The sequence below is a fragment of the Actinorhabdospora filicis genome (genome assembly GCF_030269765.1).
GTDB lineage: Bacteria > Actinomycetota > Actinomycetes > Mycobacteriales > Micromonosporaceae > Actinorhabdospora > Actinorhabdospora filicis.
Genome location: NZ_BSTX01000001.1, coordinates 1,001,448 through 1,027,103, shown reverse-complemented (window position 1 = coordinate 1,027,103; position 25,656 = coordinate 1,001,448). Strand labels below are relative to the sequence as shown.

The following is a 25,656-nucleotide window of genomic DNA, read 5'->3' as shown; positions in this document are numbered from 1 at the left end:
ATATCGGGCGGTCACGACGAGGTGGGGTCCACGTGAAACTGACGATCATCGGCTGCGCGGGGAGCTTCCCCGGCCCCGAGTCGCCGTGCTCGGCCTACGTCGTGGAGGCCGACGGGTTCCGGCTGCTCATCGACTTCGGCTCGGGTTCCCTCGGGGCGCTCCAGCGGCACATGGACCCCCATTCGATCGACGCGATCATGCTCACGCATCTGCACGCCGATCACGTCCTGGACGCCTGCACGTACGTGGTGATGCGCCGGTACGCCCCGGGCGCGCCCTTCCCGCGCATCCCCGTCTACGGCCCGCGCGACACCGAGGCGCGGCTCATGGAGGCCTACGGCGGCGCGGGCGAGGAGCACATCGCGCCCTCCCTGCGCGACGTCTACGCCTTCCATCCGATGGCGCCCGGCTCCTTCGAGCTCGGGCCCTTCGGGGTGACGGTGGACCTGGTGTCGCACCCGGTGGAGACCTACGGCGTCCGGCTCACCCACAATGGACGGTCCCTGGCCTACTCCTCGGACTCCGGTCCCTGCGAGGCCCTGGTGCGCCTGGCGCAGCACAGTGACCTGTTCCTGTGCGAGGCGTCCTACCTGGAGGGCCGCGACAACCCGCCGAACGTCCACCTCACCGGCAAGGAGGCGGGCGAGCACGCCACGAAGGCGGGGGTCGGCAAGCTGGTGCTGACGCACCTGGTGAAGGCCTGGGGTTCGGAGGAGCGCACCCTCGCGGAGGCGGCCTCGGCGTTCACCGGTCCCATCGACCTGGCCCGTTCGGGGGCCGAGTACTTGATCTAGCCGCCCTCGACCGCCCGCGCGACCCGGCCGTCGCGCAGGTACGTTTCCGGGCGGTGGAAGTCGAAGTGCGCCCCGCACTGGCGCAGTTCCACCTCACCCGGCCGCTCGCCGCCCCCGAGGAGGTCGCGCGGCCCGGTGAGGTCGACCCACCGCTCCACATTGGGCGGACGCTTCCAGCCCGGCGCGGTCAGGGCCGCGCCGGCGAAGTCGGCCGAGGTCACCGGTGAGCCGACGGTGACCAGGAGCGGGATCTCAATCCCTGAATGGGTCCACAGTGTCTCGTAGGCGACAATCGCCCCGAGCCCGTGCGCGATCACCACGTCGGCGCCACCGAACCGCCGCGCCACCCGGTCCACCACCGCCTCCCGTGGCCGGAAGCCGCCCTCGGTCCGCAGGAACCGCGTCGTCTCCCGCGCGTAGGCCGCCACGAAACCGTGCGTGGACTTGCCCGGCAGGCCCCGCCGCCCGGCCAGGATCGCCGCGGCCGTCTTGGGCGTCACCCGCATCCGGCCGGCCTCATCGCGCAGGTCGGGCAGCCGCGCGGCCAGGAACGCCCGTGCGAAGGACCACGCGTCGGCGTCGAGCCGGTCGGTGTTCAGCGGCTCGGCGTAAACACCGGGCTTGCGCAGCAGATCGGCGTAGTAGGCGACGGAGACCTCCGAACGCACCCGCAGCCGGATCTCGGCCCCCCACCGCGCCGACAGCACGGCGGCGATCCCGAGCGGGTCGCCGGGACGGTACTGATGGACCCCGTGGACGCCGACGATTCGCCTCATCCCAGGGATTGTAGGGCGAAACCGCGGGGTCACTGTCCATTGAGGAGAGACGTGGCATGAACCGGATAGCCTCCTCCGCATGACCGATGAGTTGCGCGCCAGTCCCGCTCTGCTGGCCGTGCTGTCCCGTGACACCCTCGCCGTGGCCAAGAACCGCCGGGACGCGCTGCGCACCCTGCGGTCGGACGCGCTGATCCCGGCTTCGGCCTTCGGGAACATCAATCCCGCCGCGTCCGCGTCGTCCGCCTACGAGGACGTCTACGAGGCGGCCGGAACCGGCGTGGAGGGCATCGCCGACGTCCTGGACCGGGACGCCGACCTGGTCCTGCGCACCGCTTTCGCCTACCAGGAGACCGACGCGGACGAGGCCCGCAAGCAGGCCGAGGCCTGCCGCTGCGGGACGAGGGAGCCACTGTGAGCCTGAACGACACCGCCACCACAGTCGTCGTCGACCGGCGGCACTGGAACCTGGCCGCCGACCCGGCCCGCATCGACCTGGCCGCGGCGGCGTGGGAGACCTTCTCCATGGCCGCCGACGGCTCCGCCGGTGACCTGGAGTCGGCCGCCCGCGCGGTCTTCGACGCCGGATGGCAGGGCGAGGCCCGGGGGTCCTACGAGACCCACAAGTCGGCCGTCCGTAACAAGCTCGCCTCGATGAAGGAGGCGGCGGCGAACGTGGCGGCGCCATTGCGGGCGATCGCCGACCTGCTGCGCAAGAAGCAGCTGGAGCTGTCCGGCGCCGAGAGCGCGATCCGCGGCCAGATCCGCAACGTCGCCGGGGACAGGACGATCAACTTCCTCACCGAGACCACCGAGCAGGCGACGAAGGTCCAGAACGCCGTCCAGACGGCCAAGGACCTGCGGGAGGCGCTGGAGGAGTCCGTCCGTGCCGAGACCTCACGGTTGTTCTCGGCGCGTACGGCCTGGACGACGATGGTGAACGGCCTGGGTGCGTACGCCGCCCCACCCGAGCCGAAGACCCCGGGTGGGGTCATCCGCCTGCCGGACGGGACGTACGCGATCAACGGCAGCGCCGGGAACGACCTCATCACCGTCAACAAGGGACCCAACGGCGAGACGGTGGTGCTGGTCAACGGCGTCAAGACGACCTTCGCGCCCGGCACCCAGCTGACCGTGCGGGGTGGCGGCGGGGACGACATGATCGGGATCAACGACCCGTCCAGCCGCATCACCGTGTTCGGTGGGGAGGGCAAGGACACCCTGATCGCCGGTCCCGACCAGAAGAGCAACAGCGGCCAGCACACGTTCATCGCCGGTGACGGCGACGACCTCGTGCTCACCGGTGGCGGCCACACCTACATCACCACCGGCGATGGCGATGACGTGGTGGACGCCGGGAACGGCGACGACACCGTCTACTCCGGGGCCGGAAAGGACCGGGTCACCACGCGCGGCGGCAACGACTTCGTGTCCCTCGGCGAGGGAGGCGGCAAGGCCGACACCGGCGACGGCGCCGACACGATCATCGGCGGCTCGGGCCGTGACGAGGCCTACGGCGGCAAGGGCAACGACACGATCGTCGGCCTCGGGGGCGATGACTATCTCGACGGCCAGGACGGCGATGACGTCATCTCCGGTGGCGGCGGCAAGGACATCATCTACGGCCTGAACGGGAACGACACCCTCGACGGCGGCGACGGCAAGGACTACCTGGAGGGTGGCAAGGGCGACGACCGCATCAGCGGCGGCAGTGGCGACGACCTGCTGTCCGGTGGCCGCGACAACGACACCCTCGACGGCGGCGACGGTGACGACGTCATGTACGGCGGCCTCGGTTCCGACCGGGTCTGGGGCGGCCAGGGCAAGGACACCGCCTACATCCAGCCCGAGGACGCCGCCTATGACACCGAGAAGGTGCAGCTGGTCGAGGTGGCCAACGCCGACTCCATCCAGGCGCGTGGCACCGACGACTTCGAGGAGCGCATTCGCGCCGACCTCGACCTGTACGCGGCCTCGCCCACCGGCAAGCAGATGATCGAGAACCTGACCGGCAAGATCAGCGAGACCCACCACGACTGGCTGCCGGGCGAGCGCGAGGTGGTCATCAAGGAGTTCGACAAGGATAACGGCACCGAGATCTCCTGGCAGGTCTTCGGCCTGGGCGGTGACGCCAACATCCAGATCAACCCGAACTACACCGGCACCGGCCTCGACCCCTCCGACCCCGACTACGAGCGGAAGTTCAAGCCCCCGTCGGCGGTGCTCTACCACGAGCTGGCGCACGCCTACGACTCGCTGAACGGCACCGGTGAGCCCGGCGTCGAGATCGGCGGCGACGACGACGGCGTGCGCAAGGCCGAGCGGCAGGCGGTGGGCCTGCCGATCAACGACCTCATGGACACCGGCGGCTTCAAGAAGGACCCGGGCCGGCACGTGGACGAGGAGCACCCGATGCAGTTCACCGAGAACGGCATCCGCGAGGAGTTCAACTGGGGTAGGCGGGAGACCTACTCCTGAGCGGTGAGCCGCTTCAGCACCGCCCCGTGCAGCAGCCCGTTCGTCGCCACGGCCGAGCCGTGCGACGGGCCGGGCGTGCCGTCCAGGGCGGTGAAGCGGCCACCGGCTTCTTCGATGATCACCGAGAGGGGCGCCAGGTCCCAGAGGTTCACCTCGGGTTCGGCGGCGATGTCGACCACGCCCTCGGCGAGCAGCACGTAGCTGTAGAAGTCGCCGTAGGCGCGGTCGCGCCAGGCGTCGGTCATCAGGCCGACCATGTTCTCGCCCATGCCGTGCTCGAACCATGAGGTGACCGAGGAGATGGAGACCGAGGCGTCCTCGACCTTGGCGACGGCCGAGACGCCGAGACGCTCGGCGCGGGAGCGGTCCTTGCCGGCGTAGGCGCCGACGCCCTTGGCGGCCCACCAGCGGCGGCCGAGGGCGGGGGCGGAGACGAGCCCGACGACGGTCTCATCGCCCTCCATGAGCGCGATGAGGGTGGCCCACACCGGGACGCCGCGGACGTAGTTGGCGGTGCCGTCGATGGGGTCGATGACCCAGCGGCGTCCCGAGTGCCCCTCGCTCCCGAACTCCTCCCCGATGATCGAGTCGCGGGAGCGGTAGCGGCCCAGGGTCGCCCGGATGGCCTTCTCCACCGCGAGGTCGGCGTCGGTCACGTGGGAGGTGTCCGGCTTGGTGTCGACGTGGAGGTCGTTGGCGCGGAACCGGGCGGTGGAGATCGCGTCGGCGGTGTCGGCGAGGACGTGCGCCAGTCCCAGGTCATCGGTGTAGTCGGCCATGGCGGGAATGTATCGCACACGGAAAAAGCGCCCACCGGACGATGATCCGGTGGGCGCCTGGTGGGACGGTCAGGCCTGCGCTTTGAAGCGCTTGAGCCGCAGGCTGTTGGTGACCACGAAGACCGAGGACAGCGCCATCGCCGCGCCCGCGATCATCGGGTTGAGCAGGCCCGCCGCGGCCAGCGGCAGGGCCGCCACGTTGTAGGCGAAGGCCCAGAACAGGTTGCCCTTGATGGTGCGCAGGGTCTTGCGGGACAGGCGGATCGCGTCGGCGGCGGCCCGCAGGTCGCCGCGGACCAGGGTCAGGTCGCTGGCCTCGATGGCGACGTCGGTGCCGGTGCCCATGGCCAGTCCGAGATCGGCCTGGGCGAGGGCGGCGGCGTCGTTGACGCCGTCGCCGACCATGGCGACCGTGCGGCCCTCGGCCTGGAGGGCCTTGACCACGTCGACCTTGTCCTTGGGCAGGACCTCGGCGTGCACGTCGTCGATGCCGACCTGCTTGGCGACGGTCTCGGCGACCGCGCGGTTGTCGCCGGTGAGCAGGACCGGGCGCAGTCCCAGGGCCTTGAACCGGGCGACGGCTTCGGCGCTGGTGGGCTTGAGGGTGTCGGACACCGCGAGCAGGCCGCGCACCTCGCCGTCCCAGCTGGCCGCGACGACGGTCTTGCCCTCGGCCTCGGCGGCGTCCTTGGCGGCCTGGAGACGGTCGTCGAGGTACTGGCTCCACTCCGCGAGGAGCTGCGGGCGTCCGACGGTGACGGCCTTGTCCTCGACCATGCCGTTGACGCCGAGCCCGGCGACGTTCTCGAACTGCTCGACGGCGGGCAGCTCGCCGAGGCGCTGGGTGGCGCCGGTGGCGATGGCCTGGGCGATGGGGTGCTCGGAGGCGTGCTCCAGGGCTCCGGCGATGCGCAGGAGCTCGTCGGCGTCCTGGCCGTCGGCGGGGATCACGTCGACGAGGGCCATCTTGCCGGTGGTGACGGTGCCGGTCTTGTCGAGGACGACGGTGTCGACGCGGCGGGTGGACTCCAGGACCTCCGGGCCCTTGATCAGGATGCCGAGTTGCGCGCCGCGTCCGGTGCCGACCATGAGCGCGGTGGGCGTGGCCAGGCCGAGGGCGCAGGGGCAGGCGATGATCAGGACGGCGACGGCGGCGGTGAACGCGGCGGCCGTGCCGTTGCCGAGGACGAGCCAGGCGCCCAGGGTCAGCAGGGCGATGCCGATGACGATCGGCACGAACACGCCCGAGATGCGGTCGGCGAGGCGCTGGACGGCGGCCTTGCCGTTCTGGGCGTCCTCGACGAGCTTGGCCATCTGCGCCAGCTGGGTGTCGGCGCCGACGCGGGTGGCGCGGACGAGGAGGCGTCCCCCGGCGTTGACCGTGGCGCCGGTGACGTTGCTGCCGGGGCGGACCTCGACGGGCACCGACTCGCCGGTCAGCATCGACTCGTCGACGGCGCTGGAGCCCTCGACGACGACGCCGTCGGTGGCGATCTTCTCGCCGGGGCGGACGACGAACTCGTCACCGGCGCGCAGGTCCTCGATGGGGACGAGGCTCTCGACGCCGTCGCGGACGACGGAGACCTCTTTGGCGCCCATCGCCATCAGGGCGCGCAGGGCCGAACCGGCGCGCCGCTTGGCGCGGGCCTCCAGGTAGCGGCCGAGGAGGATGAAGGCGGTGACGCCCGCCGCGGCCTCCAGGTAGATGTTCGAGGCGCCGTCGCCCCCGCCGATGTCGAAGCTGAAGCCGTGGGTCATGCCGATCATGCCGGCGTCACCGAAGAACAGCGCCCACAGCGACCAGCCGAAGGCGGCGATGGTGCCGACGCTGACCAGGGTGTCCATGGTCGCCGCGCCGTGCTTGAGGTTGGTCCAGGCGGCCTTGTGGAAGGGCCAGCCGCCGTAGGTGACGACGGGGAACGTCAGCATCAGCGACAGCCACTGCCAGGCGTCGAACTGGAAGGCCGGGACCATCGCCAGCGCGATCACCGGGACGGCCAGGACCAGCGAGATCAGGGTGCGCTGCTTGAGCGCGGCGAGCTCCGGGTCGGCCTCGGCGGCCTCGTCCGGCTCGTCCTTCTTCGGCGGCTTCGGGAGGGCCGCGCCGTAGCCGGTCTTCTCGACGGTGGACACGAGGTCCTCGGGCGTCACGGAGCCGTCGTAGCTGACCTTCGCCTTGGCGGTGGCGTAGTTGACGGTGGCGGTGACGCCGTCCATCCGGTTCAGCTTCTTCTCGATGCGCGCGGCGCAGGAGGCGCAGGTCATCCCGCTGATCGCCAGCTCGATCTGACGGTCGGCCGGGGGCGGGGCCTGATCGGTACGGGAAGTCATCTCTATCGCTCCTTGTAGAACTCATTGTCGCCCGAGCGGGGGCGGGCCCGCCGTTCGGTCTGGGAACACGGAGGCGGGCCTCACCCACACCCGGCTTCAGGCGACGAGCCGGTATCCGGCCTCGTCGACGGCCTTCGCCACGGCGTCCACCGCGATCGGAGCCGTGCTGGACAGGGTGACCGTGCCGGCCTTCAGGTCCACCGAGACCGAGGTCACACCGTCGATCGCGCCGACCTCACCGCTGACCGAGTTGACGCAGTGCCCGCAGGTCATGCCCTCGACCGAGTAGGTGACGGTGATGCCGTCGGTGACGCCCACGGCGGAGGTGGCGGTGGTGTCGGTGGCGCAGGTGTCGCACATGCTGGGAAGCTCCTTCGTAAGTACCCCAGGGGGGTATCTGATGAAGAGAACCTAGCATACCCCTGGGGGGTTGGCAACGGCCGGGAGTGGATCACACTCGCGGCATGGACGGCTTTCACATCACACCCGCGACGCCCGCCGACACCGGCGAGCTGCTGACCCTGCAATACGCCGCCTACATCACCGAGGCGCGCCTGTACGAGAAGTGGGACCTGCCGCCGCTCACCGAGACCCGCGAGCAGCTGGAGCGCGTCATCGCGTCCGGCGAGGTCTACAAGGCCGTCATCGGCGCCCGCGCCGTCGGCAAGATCCGCGTCCGCCCCGACGGGGAGGTCGCCCACGTCGGCCGCATCGCCGTGGCCCCCGACCTCCAGGGCATGGGCGTGGGCACCCGCCTACTGGCCGCCGCCGAGGACTTCGCGCCCGCCGGCACGCGCCGCATGGCGCTGTTCACCGGGCACAAAAGCGTGCCGAACATCCGCCTCTACGAGCGCCTCGGCTACCGCGAGACGCACCGCGTGCCGGTGGACGAGCAGGTGACGCTCGTCCACCTGGCGAAAGAGCTCGTCTAGAACCCCGTTGGTCAGATGGAGCCCGGTCAGTACCGCTCGACCAGGTGCTCCCGCCCCGCGGGCGGCTCGTAGGACTCCGGCCAGAAGTCGGTGACACTCGCGATCCGCCCGTCCGGCGCCGCCTCGAAGAACATCACCGCGTCGGAGGTCTCTCCATCCAGCCGCGCCTTCACCCACGACGCCGCCCGCTCGTCATCACCGGTGAGCCGGTGGATGGAGATGTGCCAGTCGCCCGGGTACTCCATGTTCAAGCGGAGGTAGTTGTCCTTGCCGAGCACGCGCTCCCGGGTCTGCGGGAGCTCGTAGCGGACATCGTCGGCGAGCAGAGCGGCGAAGGCGTCCCAGTCCCGGGCCTCGGCGGTCTCCCAGTAACGGCGAACGGTGTCGGTGAAGGTCATGGTGGGGAGGGTAGGCGGGGGGTACGACGAAACGCCGGGGTTGACGGGGCGGGGTTGATGGGCGGGCGAGACGGGGTGGGGGAGTGGTGAGCGAGTGGTGGGGACGGCGGGGTGACGGCGCCCGGGCATTGGCCGTGCGGCACGTGGGTTCGGCGGCGCGGCGGACCATGCCACCGGCGACGGCCATCGGCCGCCGTCGGCTCGATCGGAGCGTGCCGAAGCCCGCCCAATTCACTGGAGCGTTCCCGCACGGCGGCCCGGTGTCGAGGCGGCGGTGTCCGGCGGGTCGTGCTCGCCCAAAGCGGCACGCCTGACTGCCCGTCTCGGCACCTCAGTCGGCGGCCGGGCTCGTGAGTGGCCATGCCGCGTTGCCTTCGTGTGCCCCGGTTGCTCTGGGCGATCGCGAGGCGGTTCACTCGGCCACGTCACCGGCGAAGCCCGTCGGCCGCCGTCGGCTCGATCGGAGCGTGCCGAAGCTCGCCCGGCTCACCGGAACCTGCCCGGATGGCGGGCCCAGCGTCGAGGCGGCGGTGACCGGCGGATCGTGCTCGCCCAAAGCGGCACGCCCTGGCCACCCGCCCCACATGGCACCTCGACTCGTCGCCCCGGCCCACGAGGCACTCCTGCCCGTGCTGGTCGGCGCGCCCGCCGGTGAGCGTGCCTTCACGACAGCGGCTGTTCGCCACGGCCGCCCATGATCGGCACAGCACGCTCGCATCGGTGCCGCGCCCGCATGTCGACCCGACGCGAGGTCGGGCACGTGAGCTGCTTGTTCGCCGTGTGAGTGTGGTGGCCGGTCCGCTCGACGTGCGGCCGGGTGCAAAGGTGTCACGTGCGGCGACTCGTTCGTCCGCCTCTACGGCAGCCTGTGGAGGCAACAGCCCCGACGCTTGGCCACAGGCACGGCCGTGGCCGCTCTTCGTAGCCACAGCCTCAGTCGGTGCACACCAGAGCGCCCCGGAAATCCCGGCGCCCGTCGGCCGGCGGGCGAATTCCGCCCACGCGACCCAACCGCGACCCGGCTCAATCACAAAACGAGGCCGCAAAACAGGGCTGCATCCAGTCCCGACACTCGGCCCGACCGGGCCCGCAAAACCAGGCCCCAGCTCAGCCCGTTCCAGTCCGGCCAGGTCTAGCCCAGCCCGGTCAACCCAGCTCAGCCCCGAACCCGGCACCCTTCCCGGTGTTCGCGCTTCCCGGCTCTGGTGGCGGTGCCTGCCGCCAGAGCCGGGAAGGGCCTGGGAGGTCGGCTCTGGGAGTTACCCAGAAGTGCCGGTTCACTCCCTATAACGACCGGTTCCGCCACAAGTTACGCGGCGAATCCATTCCGATACTCATACCTCATTCCCGCGACCGCGAGACGGCTCATCCAACCGGCACCAGCGCTTCCTCGCGCTGGTGCCAGGCGATGACCATCGCCCGGCGTTCGCGGGGTGTCGTTCCGCCCCAGACTCCGTGTGTGTCTCCGGTGTCCAGGGCCCAGGCGAGGCACGCTCCACGGACGGCGCAACCCCCGCAGACCGCGACGGCTATGTCGGGTGCCTCTGTGGCCGCCGGGAAGAAGGTCTCGGGATCCACCGAACGGCAGTTTCCCCGAATCCTCCATGTCTCGTCGGCCGGTCGCTCGGCCCTCGCCCTCAGCAGGCGAAGGTCGGTGCGTGCCGCGGCCACTTCTTCTGGGCGCGGCATCCTCGCTCGGGTCATCGACCCACCTCCCCGTGTGGTGGTGTCCTATGTGGACGGACGTCCGGACCGCGTGCGGCACGGGTGTCCGTGACGGGGGAGCGAGTACTTCTCCCGTCGGTGGTGTGTTCTATCCCACATGCGGACGAGGGGGCAATGGGCGAGGCCGAATCGAGACCGTTCAACCAGGGACGAACAGCCCGAAACGGGTCAGAACAGGGTGGGCGCACCGCCTTGTTCGAGGCCGTTCCCGCCACCTCGAACGGTCACCGGATCGACCCGTTCGGTAAGGAACGCGGCATCATTTCGGACGTTACCGACCGCGGCGGACACCGGACGCGCCTCAAGCGCGGCGATCAGCTCCAGCGACGGCGGGCGCAAGTGGTCCTCGGCGCCCTCGGCCTCGCCGAGCCAGGACGCCCAGGCGTCCGGCGGCAACACCAGCGGCATGCGCTCGTGGATGTCCTCCAGGCCACCGTGCGCGGCGGCGGTCAGGATCGTCGTCGTCATGATCGGGCCCTCGCCCCAGGTCTCCCACAGCCCGGCGAAGACCATCGGCTCGCCGTCGTCGTAGGTGATGAAGTACGGCTGCTTGGACCCGTCCTCCAGCTTCTGCCACTCGAACCACCCGTCGGCGGGGACGAGGCAGCGGCGGCGCTTGAAGGCGTTCTTGAAGGAGCCCAGGCTCGTCACCGTCTCGGAGCGCGCGTTGAACATGCGCCCGCCCATCGACGGGTCCTTCGCCCAGGACGGGATCAGCCCCCACCGTGCGGCCGACACCGCGCGCGACTCCAGGCTCCGCGACACCCGCACGATCGGCACCCGGCGGGTCGGCGCGAGGTTGAAACTGGCCTCCAGGGCACCGTCGGTGTCATCGACGGCTTCGAAGAGCGCCGCCAGATCCGTCGCGCTCCGCGTCGACGCGTAACGACCACACATGCCGGAAACAGTACGCTGAAGCCCGTGACGGAGAAGACCACCGCGTACACACCGTGGCAAACCCCGCGGGCCGACGGGCCGGTGCGCGCCACCGTGTCCCTCCCCGGATCCAAGTCGATGACGGCGAGGGCGCTGGTCCTGGCCGCCGCCGCCCAAGGGCACGGCAGCCTCGTCCGCCCGCTCCAGGCACGCGACACCAACCTCATGGCCGCCGCCCTGCGCGCCATGGGCGTCGGCGTGAACACCGCCCAGGAGAACCTGTGGCTGGTCCGCCCCGAGGCCCTCACCGGTCCCGCCGACGTCGACTGCGGCCTCGCCGGCACCGTCATGCGCTTCGTGCCGCCGCTGGCCGCCCTGGCCACCGGGCCCATCTCCTTCGACGGCGACCCCCACGCGCGCAAGCGCCCCATGGACGCCCTGCTCAAGGCCCTCACCGACCTCGGCGTCGCCATCGACGACGGCGGACGCGCCGCCCTCCCCTTCACCATCAACGGCACCGGCGCCGTGCGCGGCGGCGAACTCGTCGTCGACGCCTCCAAGACCTCCCAGCTCGTCTCCGGGCTGCTGCTGGCCGCCTCCCGCTTCGAACGCGGACTCGTCCTGCGCCACGAGGGCCCGCCCGTCCCGTCCGCGCCGCACATCGCCATGACCATCGCGATGATGCGCGCCGCCGGAGCCGCCGTCGACGACTCCCGCCCCAACATCTGGGAGATCGAACCCGGCCCCCTCAGCGGACGCGCCTGGGAGATCGAGCCCGACCTGTCCAACGCCGCCCCCTTCCTCGCCGCGGCCCTCGTCACCGGGGGAGAGGTCACCGTCACCGGCTGGCCCCACAACACCACCCAGCCCGGCGACGCCCTCCGCGGCCTGCTCACCCAGATGGGCGGCACCTGCGTCCTGGACGAGCGCGGCCTCACCGTCACCGGCACCGGGCACGTGCGCGGCATCGACGCCGACCTGTCCGACGTCTCCGAGCTCACCCCCGCCATCGCCGCCCTCTGCGCGCTCGCCGACGCGCCGTCCACGCTGCGGGGCGTGGCGCACATCCGCGGCCACGAGACCAACCGGCTCGCCGCGCTGGCCGCCGAGCTCACCGCCGTCGGCTGCGGGGTCGAGGAGACCGAGGACGGCCTGCGAATCGCGCCGCGCCGCCTGCGCGCGGCCACCTTCGGGACCTACGCTGATCATCGGATGGCGCAGGCCGGGGCGATCCTCGGCCTGGTCACCGACGGTGTGGTCCTCGACGACGTGTCCTGCACGACGAAGACCCTCGCCGACTTCCCCGGGATGTGGACGAGAATGCTGGAGGACGGGTCCTGACGAAACGACGGCGCGAATACGACGAGGACGACGTCCGCATCCGGCCGTCCGGCCGCTCCCGGCCGCGCACCAAGATCCGTCCCGCCCACGACGACGCCGCCCCCGGCCTGGTCATCGCCGTCGACCGGGGGCGCTACACCTGCCGCGTGGAAGACCGCGACGTCACCGCCATGCGCGCCCGCGAACTGGGCCGCAAGGGTGTCGTGGTCGGCGACCGGGTGGCCCTGTCCGGCGACACCTCGGGACGCGACGGCAGCCTCGCCCGCATCGTGCGCATCGAGCCCCGCTTCGGGGCCCTGCGCCGCACCGCCGATGACGACGACCCGACCGAGCGCGTCCTGGTCGCCAACGTCGCCCAGCTCGTCATCGTCACCTCCCTCACCGACCCGCCGCCCCGCACCGGGTTCATCGACCGCTGCCTGGCCGCCGCCTTCGACGCCGACATCGCCCCCCTGCTCTGCCTCACCAAGGCCGACCTGGGCGAACCCGCCGAGGCGGCCCTGGCCGAGCTGCGCGAGTACTACGCCGACCTCGACCTGCCGTACGTGACGACCGCGCCCGACCACCCCATCGAACCCGTCACCGACCTGCTCACCGACCGCCTGTCGGTGCTCATCGGCCACTCCGGCGTGGGCAAGTCGACCCTCGTCAACCGCATCGTGCCGGGCGCCACCCGCGACGTCGGGCGCGTCAGCGCCATCGGCAAGGGACGCCACACGTCCACCAGCGCCGTCGCCCTCGAACTGCCCGGCGGCGGCTGGATCGTCGACACCCCCGGCATCCGCTCCTTCGGGCTCGCCCACGTGTCGGCGGAGTCGCTGCTCCACGCGTTCACCGACCTCGTCCCGGGGCTCGAAGAGTGCCCGCGCGGCTGCGACCACACCGGCGACAACGAGGAGTGCGGACTCGACGAGCTGGTCGCCGAGGGACGCGCGCGGCCGGAGCGGCTGGCGTCGTTCCGGCGGCTGCTGGCGGTGAAGCTGGAGCCGGAGCAGTACTGAGGGGCCCCGAATGCCGGACCCGCTGGTTGAGAGCCAGCTGTTTTGGCAATTGAGTGGGCCACCGGCGTCGCGCGCCCTCGGCGCCGGGGCGACTCGGGGGCTCCCGTGCATCATCCGTCCCACCGTGTGGTCGCCATCCCCCGTTGGCTGAAGCCGTCCGGGCACGTCTCATCCGGCCGCTCCGGTTACGGGCGCGGCCCACGCGCCCGCCACCTCCCGTCCACCAGCGCCTGCGCGCCGCGTGGACGCAACCTCTCCACCGGTGAGGTTTTCGTCACTCACCCCCATGGAATGAGCGGCCACCCCCGCTTGTTGTCGCACCAGTAAGGGATGAAGGGAGCCACCCGACGTGATGACCAAGGTGCGCAACCAGCCCGGCGGCCCGGGCCCGGCGGCACGAGACGAGACTGGCGAGCAGCTGCGCCGCCTTCTGGCCGGACCGGCCTGGCCGGTCACCGGTACTCCGGTCGAGCCGAGCGGCGTATCCTCAGCGGGGATGATCAACCCGAGGGGGAACACTTTGCCGCAGGCGCCCGACGCTCCGGAAACGGCCGATGAGCGGGCGGCTCGCTTCGAACGCGACGCCATGCCCTTCGTCGACCAGTTGTACGGCGCCGCCCTGCGCATGACCCGCAACCCCGCCGACGCCGAGGACCTCGTCCAAGAGACCTTCCTCAAGGCCTTCGCCGCGTTCCACCAGTTCCGCGAGGGCACCAACCTCAAGGCGTGGCTGTACCGCATCCTCACCAACACCTACATCAACTCCTACCGCCGCAAGAAGCGCCAGCCCCAGCAGTCTCCCGCCGAGGAGATCACCGACTGGCAGCTCGCCGAAGCCGAGTCCCACACCTCCAGCGGCCTCCGGTCCGCCGAGACCGAGGCGCTCGACCGGCTCCCCGACAGCGACGTGAAGGAAGCGCTCCAGCGCCTCCCCGAGGACTTCCGCCTGGCCGTCTACCTGGCCGACGTGGAAGGCTTCGCGTACAAGGAGATCGCCGACATCATGGGCACCCCCATCGGGACCGTCATGTCGCGCCTGCACCGCGGACGCCGGCAGCTCCGGGACATGCTCCAGGGCTACGCGGCGGAACGGGGCTTCACGCACTCGGGCGCCACCGCCACGGACCTGGAAGGGGCCTGAGGTGAGCTGTGGGGAGCCCCATGAAGTCGACTGCCGTGAGGTTCTGTCCGAGGTTTACTTCTACCTGGACGCGGAGTGCGCGGACGCGCGCCGGAAGATCATCCAGCATCATCTCGATGAGTGCTCGCCCTGTTTGAGGGAGTTCGGGATCGAGCAGGAGGTTCGGGCGCTGGTGCACCGGTGCTGCTCTTCGGAGGTGGCGCCGAACGGGTTGAAGGATAGGTTGCGGGCGAAGTTGTCGGGGTTGGATTTTCCGCGGTAGGGGGCCACCCCGGGCCGCACCGGCCTCGTCGTGCCTCTCCGTCTTGGCCCGGTCCCTTCCGTCCCACTGTGGTCGTTCGGGTTGCTGGCCGCGGATCTTCTGGCGTTCGGGCTTGCTCTATCGCCGCCCCGGGCCGCACTGGCCTTGTCGTGCCTCTCCCGCTGGCCGGTCCCTTCCATCCCCACCGTGGTCATTCGGGTTTCTGCCCGCGGATCTTCCGTCGTTCGGCCTCGCTCTATCGCCACCCCGGCCCGCACCACCCTTCTTCGCGCCTCTCCCCCTTGGCCCGTCCCCTTCCATCCCCACTCTGATCGTTCGGGTTACCGGCCGCGGATCTCCCGTCGTTCGGCCTCGCAGACGGTGAACGAGGAACCTGGGGGTGTCAAGACGGAAGAACATGTCTTGACACCCCCAGAACCCTCGTTCTCATGACCCGTCAGGCCGCACGCCAGAAGATCCAGCTCTCTTCGGGAAAGGTTGTGCGGGGCCTCGTCTGTCGTGACGGCCAGGCTTGCAAGCTGCGGGTCAGGTCAAGAGCCCTACCCTGCTACGCATCGCACCCGGCTCCAGCCATCGTCACCGGCTTACCTTCGGGCGGGCTTCACCCACCGCTGGCGTCCCCACACCGCCAGGACTTCGTCTCACCCCCACCGCACCAGGCTTCGCATCACACCCGGCCGGTCTTACGTCTACCGCCCTCACCCCGGGCTGGCTTCACCCATCGCTGTTTGCCCGGCCCGGGTCGACACCTCGTCACCGGCCGGTCTTCGCGTGGCGTCGGTTCTTACGCACCATGCTGCGCATCGCACTCAGGGGTCTATCGTCCCCGGCCCTCGCCTCGGGTGGGCTTCGTCGATCGCCACTCGCCCGTCCTGGCCGGATCTTCGCCGCTTGCTTCGTGCACGGGGCTGCGCATCGCATCCGGCTTGATTGCCGTCACCGGCTTTGTTCTCGGGCAGGCTTCGCCCATCGGTGCCTGGGCGGGCCGGGTCTTGCGTTCGCGGCTGGCCGGTCTCTTGGCTCGGCTTCGTACTTTCGCGTGGCTCCGCATCGTGTCCGGCTTGGTCGTCTCGCCGTTGCTGCTGCGGCTCGCCACCGCCACCGCCACCGCCACCGCCATGCCGTGCTGTCGTCGCCGTCGCTTCGGCGTCCGACGCTGCTCCTGCAGCCCGCCCTGTTCTTGCTTCCGCCCTGCTCGCTCGTGTTCGGGTTGCCCCAGCCCCCGCCCGAGCCCCGGTCGCAGCCCCAGTTCTGGTCCCGGCCCCGGCCCTGGCTCCGCCCCAGCCCGAGCCACAGTTTTGGTCCCGGCCTCCGGCTCCGCCCCAGCCCCAGCTCCGGTCTCAGCCCAGTCCCGCCCGTCCACTACGCGCCGGCGGGGCTCGGTTCTGCCGTCGGTGCGGTCGGTGCCGTCTCCCCGTTCTTGTCGACCTGTTCCTCCAGCGCGTCTTCTGCTGCCGCGATGGCGGCGGTCGCCAGTTCGGTGGCTACGGGGTCGGCGGCGCGGTGGATGTCGTTGGCGGCGAGCATGCCGAGGGCGACGTTGAGGGCGGCGGCGCGGAGTTCTTCGCGTTCGATTCCTTCTTCTTCGAAGAAGAGGAACCAGCTGGTGTGGGCGGTCATGATCGCCTGGAAGCCTCGGAGGCGGCTTTCCAGGTCGGCGTCGGGGCCGGTCATGAGGTTGTTCATGCGGTTCATGAAGGTCTTGAACCGGCTCTTCTCATCCAGGCGGCGCATGGTGGGCTGGTTCTCGTGGACGAACTGGATCATCTTGTGGCGTTCGCTGATGATGTCCATGTAGCGGGTGAGGAGCTCGCGGCGGAGGCGGGGGGTGGGCTCCTGGGTTTCCGCCCAGTCCAGCAGGGCCTTGACGGCGTCGCCGAAGTCGACGAAGTAGCTGGTGAGGATGTCGTCCTTGGTCTTGAAGTGGTAGTAGAGGGCGGCCTTGGTGACGCCGAGTTCCTCGGCGATCTCGCGCAGGGAGGTCTTCTCGTAACCCTGTCGCAGGAACAGGTCGAGCGAAACCCGCTGAATGCGTTCTCGCGTGCTCGTCATCACAACCTCGGATACTTACTTGACGACCGGCTAGTGGCGAATCTAGTTTCACAGAGTACTTGCCGGTCGGCAAGTAAGCCTGCTTGAGAGGATCGTACCCATGTCTCAGGCTACCGACGCCGCACCGCCGCCGAAGCTGCGGCGGGAAGTCCTGGTCGTCCTGCCTGGTCTGATGCTCGCGATGTTGCTCGCGATGCTGGACAACACCATCGTCGGTACCGCCATGCCCGTGATCGTCGGCGAGTTCGGTGGTTACGCGCACATGTCGTGGGTGGTGACCGCCTACATTCTGGCGGCGACGATTTCGACGCCCCTGTACGGCAAGCTCGGCGACCTTTACGGCCGCAAGCGACTCTTCATGTTCTCCATCGCGTTGTTCCTGGTGGGGTCGGCGGCTTCGGGCGCGGCTCAGAACATGGGGCAGCTCATCGGGTTCCGTGGCCTGCAGGGCCTGGGTGCCGGTGGTCTGATGGTCGGTGTGATGGCCATCATCGGTGACCTGGTTCCGCCGCGTGAGCGCGGCAAGTACCAGGGTCCGATGGCGGCGGTCATGATGCTCGCCATGATCGGCGGACCGTTCCTGGGCGGTGTGCTCACGGACTCGCTGAACTGGCGCTGGACGTTCTACATCAACCTGCCGCTGGGTATCGCGGCGCTGCTGGTCGTCGGTTTCACCCTGCACCTTCCGCGGCACCGGAACGAGGCGAAGATCGACTACGCGGGCATCATCCTGCTGTCGATCGCGGCCGGCGCGATGGTCCTGCTGACCACGTGGGGCGGCACCGAGTACGAGTGGGACTCCTGGCAGATCATCGGCCTGGGCGTGGTCTCGGTGGTGGCGCTGATCGCGCTGGTCGTCGTGGAACGCAGGGCGGCCGAGCCGGTGCTTCCGCTGCGGCTGTTCAAGGACCGCAACTTCGTCCTGATCAACGCCGTCGGCTTCCTGCAGGGCTTCGCGATGTTCGGTGCGATGACCTTCATCCCGATGTACCTGCAGATCGTGAAGGGCCAGAGCCCCACGGGTTCGGGTGTCTCGTTCATCCCGATGATGCTGGCGGCCATGGTCGGCTCGCTCCTGTCCGGCGCGATCCTGACCAAGACCGGCAAGTACAAGATCTTCCCGATCCTGGGCAGCGTCACCATGATCGTCGGCATCTACCTGCTGACCACGATCGAGGTGGCCACCCCGCTGCTCAAGACGAGCCTGTTCCTCATCGTCTTCGGCGCCGGTCTGGGTCTGATCATGCAGGTGGCGATGGTGGTGGCGCAGAACTCGGCGCCCCAGCGCGACATCGGCGTGGCCAGCTCCACCTCGACGTTCCTGCGCAGCATCGGCGGCTCGTTCGGTGTGGCCCTCTACGGCGCGATCTTCGCCAACGAGCTGAAGAACAGCCTCACCGGCAAGCTCCCGCCCGAGGCGCTGGCCAACTTCACCGGCGGCGGCCAGGGCATGGACCCCAAGGCCATCCAGAACCTCCCGGAGCCCATCCACGGCTACGTGACCAGCGGTGTCACCGACTCGATCGTGACGATCTTCTACTGGAGCATCCCGTTCGCCGCAGCGGCCCTGCTCTGCGCGCTCTTCCTCAAGGCGGTCCCACTGCGGACCAGCCAGGCGCCCAAGGGCGACGGCGGAGGAGAGCCGGAGAAGGCCGACGTGATGGCGGCCGCGCACTAAGCCGCCCCACAAAGCCACACCCAGGGAGAGGTAGGCCCCGGGAACCGCGAGGTTCCCGGGGCCTCGTTTCGCGCCCGAGCGCATATGCGACCGCATACGGGGACAGCGACCGATCGGGTGCCGTCGATACCTTCGCGGCATATCCGGCACGGGGGCCGGACCGCCTTCGTGCGGCCGAGAGGAGACGACATGAAGAAGATCGGCAGGATCGGGGACGCGTTGCTGCGCCGGTTCGTACCCAAGGGCGAGGCGCACGCCGCGTGCCCGGCGTGCAGGAGCACGGCCAACTGCACCTTGATCTCGCAGGACACGTGGTGTGACGGCGGGCGTCTGCGAAAGAAGTGCTGCTACCGCGGCTCCGGCTGCCAGGAGGGCGGCTACTGCACCAGCTGGATGCTCTGCGGCACCGGCTGCTGACCGGAGCCCCATGCCCCGCCCGGGTGAGGTCTCCCCGCTACCGCGGTGGGTTCCCGGGCGTGAAGAAGCGGCCGTGCCCCAGGGCACGGCCGCTTCGGCGTATGTCAGAAGGCCTTCGCGGTTCAGAGGGTCTCGGTGACCTTCTTCAGCCCGCGCGGCGCGTCCGGGTTCTCGCCCCGGGTCAGCGCCAGCGCCAGCGCCAGGCGCTGGAGCGGCAGGATGTCCAGCAGTGGCGCGTAGCGCTCGTCCACGTCCGGCGTCGGCACGTTCACCACACCGGGGACGTCGGCGCCGATGGTGACGACGTCCGCGCGGCGCTCACCCAGCCGGCCGAGCACTTCGCGCATGGTCTGCCCGCCGGGCCCGTTGCCGACCACGGCCAGCACCGGGACGTCCGGGTCGGCCATCGCCAGGGGCCCGTGCAGCAGGTCGGCGCCGGAGAACGCCAGGCCGGACAGGTAGCTGGTCTCCATGAGCTTCAGCGCCGCCTCGCGGGCGGTGGGGTACGCGTAGCCGCGGCCGGTGGTGATCAGCCGCTCGGCGAAGCGGTAGCGGGGCGCGAGCTCGACGGCGGTGTCGTCGGCGAGGACGGCGCGGGCCAGCTCGGGGAGCTTGCCGAGCTCGGCGCGTTCCGAGGCCGGCAGGGTCCCCTCGCCGCGGATCGACTCGACCAGCATCAGCAGCGCCAGCAGCTCGGCGGTGTAGGTCTTGGTGGCGGCCACCGCGCGCTCGTGGCCGGCGGAGACGTCGATGTGCAGCTCGGCGGCGGCGGCCAGGGGCGAGGCGGGGTTGTTCGTCACGGCCAGGGTCTGGGCGCCGGACTCGCGGGCCACGCGCAGGACCTCGCCGATGTCGGGGGAGCCGCCCGACTGGGACACGCCGACGACGAGGGCGTCCTTCATGTCGGGACGGGCGCCGTAGACGGTGATCGCGCTGGGGGAGGCCAGGCCGGCGGGGATGCCGAGACGGATCTCGGTCAGGTAGGCGGCGTACAGGGCGGCGTGGTCGGAGGTGCCGCGCGCGGTGAAGATGACGTGGCGGGGCTTCTTGCGCGCGATCGCCGCGGCGACCTCGCCGATGGCGCCGGCGTGGTTGTCGAGCAGCTCGGCGTAGACGCCCGGCTGCTCCTCGATGTCGGCCGCCATGCCGGAACCGCGATGGGCGCTCACGCCCTCACCGGTCGCTCCGGCGGGTCGGGTCGTTCCCACTTGCTCGGTCATGCGGTTCTCCCTGCTCAAGCGTGCCTGCGTGATCATGCGCGAAGCAAGCATATTGTGCGCGAAAGCGAGCAGTCACGTGGCATCGGCGGGAGATTTCCGCGCGTGGGCATCCCTGGGACCGGCGTTTCGCCGGTGAGCTGCGGATACGCCGCTTGGGTGAGTGCGCGATGTCGCCCCGGGCGTCTCACGAGGCGATCATGTCATGCGCGAAGCGGGTGCGTTATGGCTTTCGGCGGTGCGCGGGACGGGCGCCGCCCGCCCCGCCGGAGGCGTCTAGAGCTCCATCCGCCAGCCGATGAGGGAGATCCCCTCGGCGGGTGACCAGTCCTTCTCGGGGGTGCGCGTGAAGCCCAGGCGCTCGTAGAGCCGGATGGCGGCGAAGGCCACGTCGGAGCGGCTGCACAGGACCAGCGCGCGGCATCCGGCGTCCCGGGCGCGGTCGACGCAGGCGCGCACGAGCGTCTCGCCGACGCCCCTGCCCTGCGCGGCGGGGTCCACCGCGAGCATGCGGAACTCCGCCTCGCCCTCCTCGCACAGCTCGGTCAGCGGCGTGCCGTAGGGGCAGTAGGCGACGGTGCCGAGGACGTCCTGGGAGGCCGCGTCGACGGCGACCAGCAGGTCGCACTGGGTCGCCCGGGTCTCGGCGTCGGCGAGCTTCTTGGCGTAGAACTCGGCGTCGCCGGTGAAGTGCCCGCCCTCGCGGTAGGCGGTCACGGAGATGCGCCCGGCCGCGGGGTAGTCGGCCGGGGTCGCCACGCGTACTCGGACGTCCATCAGTCGAGGACCGCGATCAGGTCGCCTTCCTGGACCACATCGCCTTCGTTGACCGCGATGCTGGTGACGGTGCCGCCGTCCTCGGCCAGGACCGGGATCTCCATCTTCATCGACTCAAGAATGGCGATCGGCTCGTCGGCCTCGATGACGTCGCCGACCTTGGCGACGATCTTCCAGACGTTCGCCACCATCTCGGCGCGGATCTCCTCGGCCATCTCGACTCCCATGTCGTGTGGTTCGTACTCCGACGATCACAGTAGGCGGCCTCGGCGTGAGCGCTCCAGGGGGCAGCCAATATCGTGTAGGGCTGGACCTAGCACGGTGAGGAGTGATTCCCATGGCGAAGAAAGCGCGTAAGCGTCGTGCCCGCAAGAAGAAGGGCGCGAACCACGGTCGTCGTCCGAACGCCTAGTGGTACGCGCGAACGGCCCCGCTCGTGACAACGAGGGGGCCGTTCGGTGTTTTCCGGGTATTACACGGCGGCCGGGATGTGCCCGCCGCCGGCCACCTCCAGGATCGAGCCGGTGACGTAGGTGTTGCCCGCGAGCGCCACCACCGCCGCGGCGACCTCGTCGGCGCGCCCGACCCGCTTGGCGGGCAGTTTGGCCGCGTAGAAGTCGAAGGTCGCGGCCCGCTCCTCCTCGCCCAGGGCGCTCCACCACTCGGTGTCGATGACGCCCGGCGAGATCGCGTTGACCCGTACCGGCGCCAGCTCGGCCGCCAGGGGCGGGACCATCGCCTCGATGGCGCCGTTGACCGCGGCGAGCCCGGCCGTCCCGGGCATGCCCGCGCGGGCCGAGATGGCGCTGATGAAGGTCACCGAGGCGTGCTCGGTGAGATTGCCCTGTGCCGCCTTGAGCGCGGCGAAGTGCCCGAAGACCTTGGCCTCGAAGGCCTCGCGCAGGTCGGCCACGGGCAGGTCGGCGACCGTCCCGAAGCCCTTGCCGCCGCTGAAGGCCAGCACGAGGTGGTCGTAGCGGCGCCCGTCGGCGAAGAAGGCCGCCAGGGCGGTGGCGTCGGTGGCGTCGACGGCGGCCCATTCGCCGCCGATCTTCTCGGCGGTGGCGGTCAGGACGCCGGCGCGGCGGCCGGTGACGACCACCGACGCGCCCAGTTCGGCGAAGCGGGCGGCGGTGGCGGCGCCGATGCCCGAGCCGCCGCCGATGACGAGAGCGGTCTGTCCCTTGAAGTCCATTGGTCGCACTCCTTGTCGAGACTCTGTGTCTCGATAAGTATTTGCCGAGACTCCCGGTCTCGTCAACTGCTACCTTCGTCACATGACGACCCGACCCCACACCGGCCGCAGGCGCAACGAGGCCGCGCGCGAGGCCGTCCTGGACGCCGCCGTGCGCCTCTTCCGCGAGGACCCCGACGTCACCGTCGCCGCCATCGCCGCCGCGGCCGGGGTCGGCAAACAGACGCTCTACCGCTGGTGGCCCACGAAGTACGCGATCCTGCTGGAGGCCTTCATCGAGATGGGCCGGGCCGTCGTCCCCGAACCCGACACCGGCACCCTCGACGGCGACCTCACCGCCTTCCTCACCGCCACCTTCACGCGCGCCGACGAAGTCGCCCCGCTGCTGCGCACCCTCATGGCCGAGGCGCAGCGCGACCCGGCCACCCTCACCACGCTCCAGGACTTCACCGACCGCCGCCGCGCCGTCCTGCGCGGGCTCCTCACCCGCCACGGCGTCGGCGCCGAGGACGCCGAAGCCGTCCTCGACCAGGCCTACGGCGTCCTCTGGTACCGGCTCCTGCTCGACCGCCCCGCCCTCACCGGCGAGCAGGCGGCCGCCTTCGCGCAGCGGCTCCTCCGTCAGCTCAAACCCGCCCGGTGACCACCCCGGTGGACCTACAGTGACCCTGACCGGACGGTGAGCGAGAGGTACGGCCATGGCGAGCGAGTTCCAGACGCGCAAGCTCATCCGCCGCTTCGGCCTGCTCGACACCGACCATCGCGGCCGGGTCGAGCTCGCCGACTACCTGCGCATCGCCGAGCGCCTGCGCTGCTCGCTGGAGCTGGAGGACGGCCACCCGGGTGTGCTGCGGCTGCGCAAGGCCTACGAGCGGCTGTGGGGCGAGGTCCTGGGCGCCGACGGCGAGCTGGGCCTGGAGGCGTTCATCGCGGCCATGGACGAGGGCGCGGTCACCGACCCCGCCGGTTTCGACAAGGCCGCGCAGGAGGTCTGGGAGCGCCTGTTCGACCTGTGCGACCAGAACGGCGACGACGAGATCGGCCTGCCGCTGGTCCGGCTGCTGCTGCGCGCGCACGGCCTGGTCGAGCCGCAGATCGACGTGGCGCTCGGGCACATCGTGCCCGACGGGCGCGCGCTGTCCCGGGAGCGCTTCGGCGTCCTGTGCCGGGAGTTCTTCACCGGCGACGACCGCGAGGCCTCCGGCAACTGGCTGTTCGGGGACCCGCGTCCCCTCCTCGCGGGTCTCTAGACCTCGACCTTGCCGCCGGAGCGCCAGTACTTCCCGTCCTCGCGGCTCATCGTGCCGGTGTCGATCAGGTAGCGGCGCAGCGCGGCGTGGTCGGCGTGCCAGCCCTTGAGGACCTCGTTGACCTGCGGCTCGGTGTAGGTCACGCCGGGCTCGAAGGAGCGTTCGGCGATGTGCTCGACCACGATCTTGATCTTGCGGAACCCGCTCGGCAGGCTCGTCAGCCGGTCGTCGCGCACGAACGCGCGCAGGACGGCGTCCCGCTCGGGATCGGCGTCCAGGACCACCGCCGGCTCCACCGGCGCGGCCCGCCGCGCGGCCTCCTTGAACACCGCCGGGTCGGCCGACAGGCTCCCGTCGGCCGAGACCAGCCCCGAGCCGATGAGCCGCTGGAGCGCCTTCACGGCGGCCTTGGGGGCCAGCCCGGCGCGCTCGGCGACCTCGGCGGACGTCGACGCCCCCAGGACGACGGCGGCGTAGGCGCGCAGGCGGTCGGACTCGGCCAGCAGGCCGCACAGCTCGTTGGACGCGGGAGATGCCATGTGAGCGACCCTACGGACGCTCACACCACGGCTCAACCGGATTGATCGCTACCCTCGATGCGTGTCGACCCTCCGTGATCTGCTCAGCGCGCACACCGACCTCGACGAGGACCAGGTGGACCACCTGCACCTCCTCGCCGCCGAGTGGCAGCTGCTGTCCGACCTGTCCTTCGCCGACCTGCTGATGTGGGTGCGCGCGCGGGACCCGGAGGTGGGCTACATCTGCGTCGCCCAGGTGCGCCCCACCACGGGCATGACCGCCTACTACGACGACCAGGTCGCGCGCACCCTCCGCGGTGAGGACGCCGCGCACCTCACCGCCGCCTACGCCGAGGGCCGCATCTGGCGCGAGGGCGACCCGGTGTGGTTCGGCGACACCCCCGCCCGGCACGAGGCGATCCCGGTCCGGCGGACCCCGGACGAGCCGGTGCTGGCCGTCATCGCCCGCGACACCAACCTGATGACCGTGCGCAGCCCCAGCCGGCTGGAGTCGAACTACCTGAACATCGCCGACGACCTGGCGCAGATGGTCACCGACGGGACCTTCCCCCCGCCGCGCCTGCCCGGCGAGACCACCACCGCGCCCCGCGTCGGGGACGGCCTGATCCGGCTGGACGCGGCCGGGAAGGTGAAGTACATCTCCCCGAACGCCCTGTCGGCCTACCGCCGCCTGGGCGTGTCCGGGCACCTGCTCGGCGAGGACATCGCCGCCATCACCGGGCACCTCGCCGACGACCCCTTCGACGGCGGGGACGCCGTGGCGCGCATCAACTCCGCCCTGCGCGGGGACAGCCCGCCGCGCAAGGAGATCGAGGCGCGCGGGGCGACGGTGCTGATGCGCGCGCTGCCGCTGCGGCCCGTCGGCTCGCCCGCCGGCGCGCTGATCCTCGTCCGGGACGTCACCGAGGTCCGCCGCCGCGACCGGGCGCTGATGACCAAGGACGCCACGATCCGCGAGATCCACCACCGGGTCAAGAACAACCTCCAGACGGTGGCGGCGCTGCTGCGGCTCCAGGCGCGCCGGGTCGGCGCCCCGCAGGCGCGGGCGGCGCTGGAGGAGTCGGTGCGCAGAGTGGCGTCCATCGCCCTGGTGCACGAGACCCTGTCCCACTCCAGCGACGAGGCGGTGGCCTTCGACGAGATCGTGGACCGCATCTCGTCCATGGCCGCCGAGGTCGCCGCGGCCGAGTCCTCGGTGCGGCTGCGCCGGGAGGGCGGCTTCGGCGTCCTGCCCGCCGAGGTGGCCACGCCGCTGGTGATGGTGCTGAACGAGCTGCTCCAGAACGCCGTCGAGCACGCGTACGGGCCCGGCGAGACCGGCGAGGTGATCCTGTCGGTGGACCGGGGGCCCGGCGAGCTGCGGGTGACCGTCTCCGACACCGGGCGCGGCCTGCCGGACAACTTCCGCATCGAGCACAGCCAGCGCCTCGGCCTGCAGATCGTGCGGACCCTGGCCACCGGCGAGCTGCGCGGCACGATCGATCTGCGCCCGCGCGAGGGCGGCGGCACCGAGGCCGTGGTCGTCGTACCGCTGGCCTGAAGATCCTCTTTCGATTCACTGTCAAGCGTCGATGAATGCGCCGTTACCCCCGATGACCGGCGCCGATCTTCCCGACCGCCCGTACGGGGGGTGACGGGCGGCGATGCCTGTGGCATGCTTGCGCCCATGGATGCTGCCCTACGCCGTCGCCTCGTGG

General features: G+C 70.8%; 26 protein-coding genes and 1 pseudogene. 14 read left to right on the top strand and 13 right to left on the bottom strand.

From position 1 onward, the window contains the following. The first annotated feature begins 32 nt into the window (after positions 1 to 32). Positions 33 to 794 (top strand): MBL fold metallo-hydrolase, encoded by a 762-nt coding sequence (locus QSK10_RS04680; protein WP_285661324.1) that lies wholly within the window; start codon positions 33 to 35, stop codon positions 792 to 794. Here the strand turns inward: QSK10_RS04680 and QSK10_RS04675 are convergent. Further along, positions 791 to 1,570, bottom strand: a complete 780-nt coding sequence (locus QSK10_RS04675) for a hypothetical protein (RefSeq protein ID WP_285661323.1) — start codon at positions 1,568 to 1,570, stop codon at positions 791 to 793. The genes QSK10_RS04680 and QSK10_RS04675 overlap by 4 nt on opposite strands. A gap of 79 nt (positions 1,571 to 1,649) precedes the next feature. On the opposite strand from QSK10_RS04675, the gene QSK10_RS04670 reads away from it, so the two are divergent. Both QSK10_RS04670 and QSK10_RS04665 read left to right on the top strand, forming a co-directional pair. Beyond that, positions 1,650 to 1,988 (top strand): hypothetical protein, encoded by a 339-nt coding sequence (locus tag QSK10_RS04670; protein WP_285661322.1) that lies wholly within the window; start codon positions 1,650 to 1,652, stop codon positions 1,986 to 1,988. Next, positions 1,985 to 4,048, top strand: a complete 2,064-nt coding sequence (locus QSK10_RS04665; protein ID WP_285661321.1) for a M91 family zinc metallopeptidase — start codon at positions 1,985 to 1,987, stop codon at positions 4,046 to 4,048. The genes QSK10_RS04670 and QSK10_RS04665 overlap by 4 nt, the downstream gene beginning before the upstream one ends. On the opposite strand, the gene QSK10_RS04660 is transcribed toward QSK10_RS04665, so the two are convergent. The 3 genes from QSK10_RS04660 to QSK10_RS04650 form a co-directional block, all read right to left on the bottom strand. Next, positions 4,039 to 4,827, bottom strand: coding sequence for an inositol monophosphatase family protein (locus QSK10_RS04660; protein ID WP_285661320.1), 789 nt, complete (start codon positions 4,825 to 4,827; stop codon positions 4,039 to 4,041). The two genes, QSK10_RS04665 and QSK10_RS04660, sit on opposite strands and share 10 nt — an antisense overlap. A gap of 69 nt (positions 4,828 to 4,896) precedes the next feature. Then, positions 4,897 to 7,158, bottom strand: coding sequence for a heavy metal translocating P-type ATPase (locus tag QSK10_RS04655; RefSeq protein WP_285661319.1), 2,262 nt, complete (start codon positions 7,156 to 7,158; stop codon positions 4,897 to 4,899). A 96-nt stretch (positions 7,159 to 7,254) separates the two neighbouring features. Next, complete coding sequence (locus QSK10_RS04650) at positions 7,255 to 7,458, bottom strand: heavy-metal-associated domain-containing protein (protein ID WP_285662921.1); 204 nt, start codon at positions 7,456 to 7,458, stop codon at positions 7,255 to 7,257. 164 nt (positions 7,459 to 7,622) lie between these two features. On the opposite strand from QSK10_RS04650, the gene QSK10_RS04645 reads away from it, so the two are divergent. Next, a complete protein-coding gene (locus tag QSK10_RS04645; RefSeq protein ID WP_285661318.1) occupies positions 7,623 to 8,090 on the top strand; it encodes a GNAT family N-acetyltransferase in 468 nt (155 codons plus the stop codon). Positions 8,091 to 8,116: 26 nt separating this feature from the next. Here QSK10_RS04645 and QSK10_RS04640 read toward each other — a convergent pair whose 3' ends face one another. From QSK10_RS04640 to QSK10_RS04630, 3 genes and pseudogenes are all read right to left on the bottom strand, one after another. Then, complete coding sequence (locus tag QSK10_RS04640; protein WP_285661317.1) at positions 8,117 to 8,488, bottom strand: nuclear transport factor 2 family protein; 372 nt, start codon at positions 8,486 to 8,488, stop codon at positions 8,117 to 8,119. 1,401 nt (positions 8,489 to 9,889) lie between these two features. Further along, positions 9,890 to 10,192: pseudogene (locus tag QSK10_RS04635) on the bottom strand (WhiB family transcriptional regulator); the annotation flags it as partial. Between the two features lie 189 nt (positions 10,193 to 10,381). Continuing rightward, entirely contained in the window at positions 10,382 to 11,110 is a 729-nt protein-coding gene (locus QSK10_RS04630; RefSeq protein ID WP_285661316.1) for an SOS response-associated peptidase, read from the bottom strand. A 24-nt stretch (positions 11,111 to 11,134) separates the two neighbouring features. Here QSK10_RS04630 and aroA point away from each other — a divergent pair, with 24 nt between their 5' ends. The 4 genes from aroA (at position 11,135) to rsrA (ending at position 14,834) form a co-directional block, all read left to right on the top strand. Next, positions 11,135 to 12,430 carry a 3-phosphoshikimate 1-carboxyvinyltransferase gene (gene aroA / locus QSK10_RS04625; RefSeq protein ID WP_432705291.1) on the top strand — a complete coding sequence of 432 codons (1,296 nt, stop codon included), beginning with the start codon at positions 11,135 to 11,137 and terminating at the stop codon, positions 12,428 to 12,430. Positions 12,431 to 12,504: 74 nt separating this feature from the next. Further along, positions 12,505 to 13,431: a ribosome small subunit-dependent GTPase A gene (gene rsgA / locus QSK10_RS04620; RefSeq protein WP_285662919.1), complete on the top strand. Its 927-nt coding sequence runs from the start codon at positions 12,505 to 12,507 to the stop codon at positions 13,429 to 13,431. A gap of 352 nt (positions 13,432 to 13,783) precedes the next feature. Next, the gene (locus tag QSK10_RS04615; protein WP_285662918.1) at positions 13,784 to 14,572 is read left to right on the top strand and encodes a sigma-70 family RNA polymerase sigma factor; all 789 of its coding nucleotides are present in this window, start codon (positions 13,784 to 13,786) and stop codon (positions 14,570 to 14,572) included. Position 14,573: 1 nt separating this feature from the next. Continuing rightward, positions 14,574 to 14,834, top strand: a complete 261-nt coding sequence (gene rsrA / locus QSK10_RS04610) for a mycothiol system anti-sigma-R factor (protein ID WP_285661315.1) — start codon at positions 14,574 to 14,576, stop codon at positions 14,832 to 14,834. A gap of 1,362 nt (positions 14,835 to 16,196) precedes the next feature. Here the strand turns inward: rsrA and QSK10_RS04605 are convergent. Further along, on the bottom strand, positions 16,197 to 16,886 hold the full coding sequence (locus tag QSK10_RS04605; protein WP_285661314.1) for a TetR/AcrR family transcriptional regulator: 690 nt from the start codon (positions 16,884 to 16,886) through the stop codon (positions 16,197 to 16,199). Positions 16,887 to 16,986: 100 nt separating this feature from the next. Between QSK10_RS04605 and QSK10_RS04600 the strand changes: the two genes are divergently transcribed. Together QSK10_RS04600 and QSK10_RS04595 are read left to right on the top strand one after the other, a co-directional pair. Continuing rightward, complete coding sequence (locus tag QSK10_RS04600) at positions 16,987 to 18,564, top strand: MDR family MFS transporter (protein WP_285661313.1); 1,578 nt, start codon at positions 16,987 to 16,989, stop codon at positions 18,562 to 18,564. Between the two features lie 189 nt (positions 18,565 to 18,753). Continuing rightward, on the top strand, positions 18,754 to 18,981 hold the full coding sequence (locus QSK10_RS04595) for a hypothetical protein (RefSeq protein ID WP_285661312.1): 228 nt from the start codon (positions 18,754 to 18,756) through the stop codon (positions 18,979 to 18,981). Positions 18,982 to 19,103: 122 nt separating this feature from the next. Here QSK10_RS04595 and QSK10_RS04590 read toward each other — a convergent pair whose 3' ends face one another. The 3 genes from QSK10_RS04590 to QSK10_RS04580 all read right to left on the bottom strand — a co-directional run bounded on the left by QSK10_RS04590 (position 19,104) and on the right by QSK10_RS04580 (position 21,190). Beyond that, positions 19,104 to 20,126: an SIS domain-containing protein gene (locus tag QSK10_RS04590; protein ID WP_285662917.1), complete on the bottom strand. Its 1,023-nt coding sequence runs from the start codon at positions 20,124 to 20,126 to the stop codon at positions 19,104 to 19,106. A gap of 348 nt (positions 20,127 to 20,474) precedes the next feature. Next, positions 20,475 to 20,975: a GNAT family N-acetyltransferase gene (locus QSK10_RS04585; RefSeq protein WP_285661311.1), complete on the bottom strand. Its 501-nt coding sequence runs from the start codon at positions 20,973 to 20,975 to the stop codon at positions 20,475 to 20,477. Next, complete coding sequence (locus QSK10_RS04580) at positions 20,975 to 21,190, bottom strand: biotin/lipoyl-binding carrier protein (protein ID WP_285662916.1); 216 nt, start codon at positions 21,188 to 21,190, stop codon at positions 20,975 to 20,977. Before QSK10_RS04580 ends, QSK10_RS04585 begins: the two co-directional genes overlap by 1 nt. 122 nt (positions 21,191 to 21,312) lie before the next feature. On the opposite strand from QSK10_RS04580, the gene QSK10_RS34235 reads away from it, so the two are divergent. Continuing rightward, a complete protein-coding gene (locus QSK10_RS34235) occupies positions 21,313 to 21,387 on the top strand; it encodes a 50S ribosomal protein bL37 (protein WP_432705315.1) in 75 nt (24 codons plus the stop codon). 60 nt (positions 21,388 to 21,447) lie between these two features. Here QSK10_RS34235 and QSK10_RS04575 read toward each other — a convergent pair whose 3' ends face one another. Then, entirely contained in the window at positions 21,448 to 22,170 is a 723-nt protein-coding gene (locus QSK10_RS04575; RefSeq protein WP_285661310.1) for an SDR family oxidoreductase, read from the bottom strand. An 82-nt stretch (positions 22,171 to 22,252) separates the two neighbouring features. Between QSK10_RS04575 and QSK10_RS04570 the strand changes: the two genes are divergently transcribed. After that, positions 22,253 to 22,813 (top strand): TetR/AcrR family transcriptional regulator, encoded by a 561-nt coding sequence (locus QSK10_RS04570; protein WP_285661309.1) that lies wholly within the window; start codon positions 22,253 to 22,255, stop codon positions 22,811 to 22,813. A 55-nt stretch (positions 22,814 to 22,868) separates the two neighbouring features. Continuing rightward, on the top strand, positions 22,869 to 23,420 hold the full coding sequence (locus tag QSK10_RS04565; protein ID WP_285661308.1) for an EF-hand domain-containing protein: 552 nt from the start codon (positions 22,869 to 22,871) through the stop codon (positions 23,418 to 23,420). Here QSK10_RS04565 and QSK10_RS04560 read toward each other — a convergent pair. Then, complete coding sequence (locus tag QSK10_RS04560) at positions 23,417 to 23,959, bottom strand: DUF2087 domain-containing protein (protein WP_285661307.1); 543 nt, start codon at positions 23,957 to 23,959, stop codon at positions 23,417 to 23,419. The two genes, QSK10_RS04565 and QSK10_RS04560, sit on opposite strands and share 4 nt — an antisense overlap. Positions 23,960 to 24,020: 61 nt before the next feature. Between QSK10_RS04560 and QSK10_RS04555 the strand changes: the two genes are divergently transcribed. Beyond that, positions 24,021 to 25,499: a sensor histidine kinase gene (locus tag QSK10_RS04555; RefSeq protein ID WP_285661306.1), complete on the top strand. Its 1,479-nt coding sequence runs from the start codon at positions 24,021 to 24,023 to the stop codon at positions 25,497 to 25,499. Positions 25,500 to 25,656 lie beyond the last annotated feature (157 nt).

What these genes read in the sequence shown, in the direction of transcription:
- QSK10_RS04675 (WP_285661323.1), bottom strand. Translation starts at nt 1,570, where the DNA reads ATGAGGCGAATCGTCGGCGTCCACGGGGTCCATCAGTACCGTCCCGGC.
- QSK10_RS04670 (WP_285661322.1), top strand. Translation starts at nt 1,650, where the DNA reads ATGACCGATGAGTTGCGCGCCAGTCCCGCTCTGCTGGCCGTGCTGTCC.
- QSK10_RS04660 (WP_285661320.1), bottom strand. Translation starts at nt 4,827, where the DNA reads ATGGCCGACTACACCGATGACCTGGGACTGGCGCACGTCCTCGCCGAC.
- QSK10_RS04655 (WP_285661319.1), bottom strand. Translation starts at nt 7,158, where the DNA reads ATGACTTCCCGTACCGATCAGGCCCCGCCCCCGGCCGACCGTCAGATC.
- QSK10_RS04645 (WP_285661318.1), top strand. Translation starts at nt 7,623, where the DNA reads ATGGACGGCTTTCACATCACACCCGCGACGCCCGCCGACACCGGCGAG.
- QSK10_RS04640 (WP_285661317.1), bottom strand. Translation starts at nt 8,488, where the DNA reads ATGACCTTCACCGACACCGTTCGCCGTTACTGGGAGACCGCCGAGGCC.
- QSK10_RS04630 (WP_285661316.1), bottom strand. Translation starts at nt 11,110, where the DNA reads ATGTGTGGTCGTTACGCGTCGACGCGGAGCGCGACGGATCTGGCGGCG.
- QSK10_RS04615 (WP_285662918.1), top strand. Translation starts at nt 13,784, where the DNA reads ATGACCAAGGTGCGCAACCAGCCCGGCGGCCCGGGCCCGGCGGCACGA.
- QSK10_RS04605 (WP_285661314.1), bottom strand. Translation starts at nt 16,886, where the DNA reads ATGACGAGCACGCGAGAACGCATTCAGCGGGTTTCGCTCGACCTGTTC.
- QSK10_RS04600 (WP_285661313.1), top strand. Translation starts at nt 16,987, where the DNA reads ATGTCTCAGGCTACCGACGCCGCACCGCCGCCGAAGCTGCGGCGGGAA.
- QSK10_RS04595 (WP_285661312.1), top strand. Translation starts at nt 18,754, where the DNA reads ATGAAGAAGATCGGCAGGATCGGGGACGCGTTGCTGCGCCGGTTCGTA.
- QSK10_RS04590 (WP_285662917.1), bottom strand. Translation starts at nt 20,126, where the DNA reads ATGGCGGCCGACATCGAGGAGCAGCCGGGCGTCTACGCCGAGCTGCTC.
- QSK10_RS04585 (WP_285661311.1), bottom strand. Translation starts at nt 20,975, where the DNA reads ATGGACGTCCGAGTACGCGTGGCGACCCCGGCCGACTACCCCGCGGCC.
- QSK10_RS04580 (WP_285662916.1), bottom strand. Translation starts at nt 21,190, where the DNA reads ATGGCCGAGGAGATCCGCGCCGAGATGGTGGCGAACGTCTGGAAGATC.
- QSK10_RS04575 (WP_285661310.1), bottom strand. Translation starts at nt 22,170, where the DNA reads ATGGACTTCAAGGGACAGACCGCTCTCGTCATCGGCGGCGGCTCGGGC.
- QSK10_RS04570 (WP_285661309.1), top strand. Translation starts at nt 22,253, where the DNA reads ATGACGACCCGACCCCACACCGGCCGCAGGCGCAACGAGGCCGCGCGC.
- QSK10_RS04565 (WP_285661308.1), top strand. Translation starts at nt 22,869, where the DNA reads ATGGCGAGCGAGTTCCAGACGCGCAAGCTCATCCGCCGCTTCGGCCTG.
- QSK10_RS04560 (WP_285661307.1), bottom strand. Translation starts at nt 23,959, where the DNA reads ATGGCATCTCCCGCGTCCAACGAGCTGTGCGGCCTGCTGGCCGAGTCC.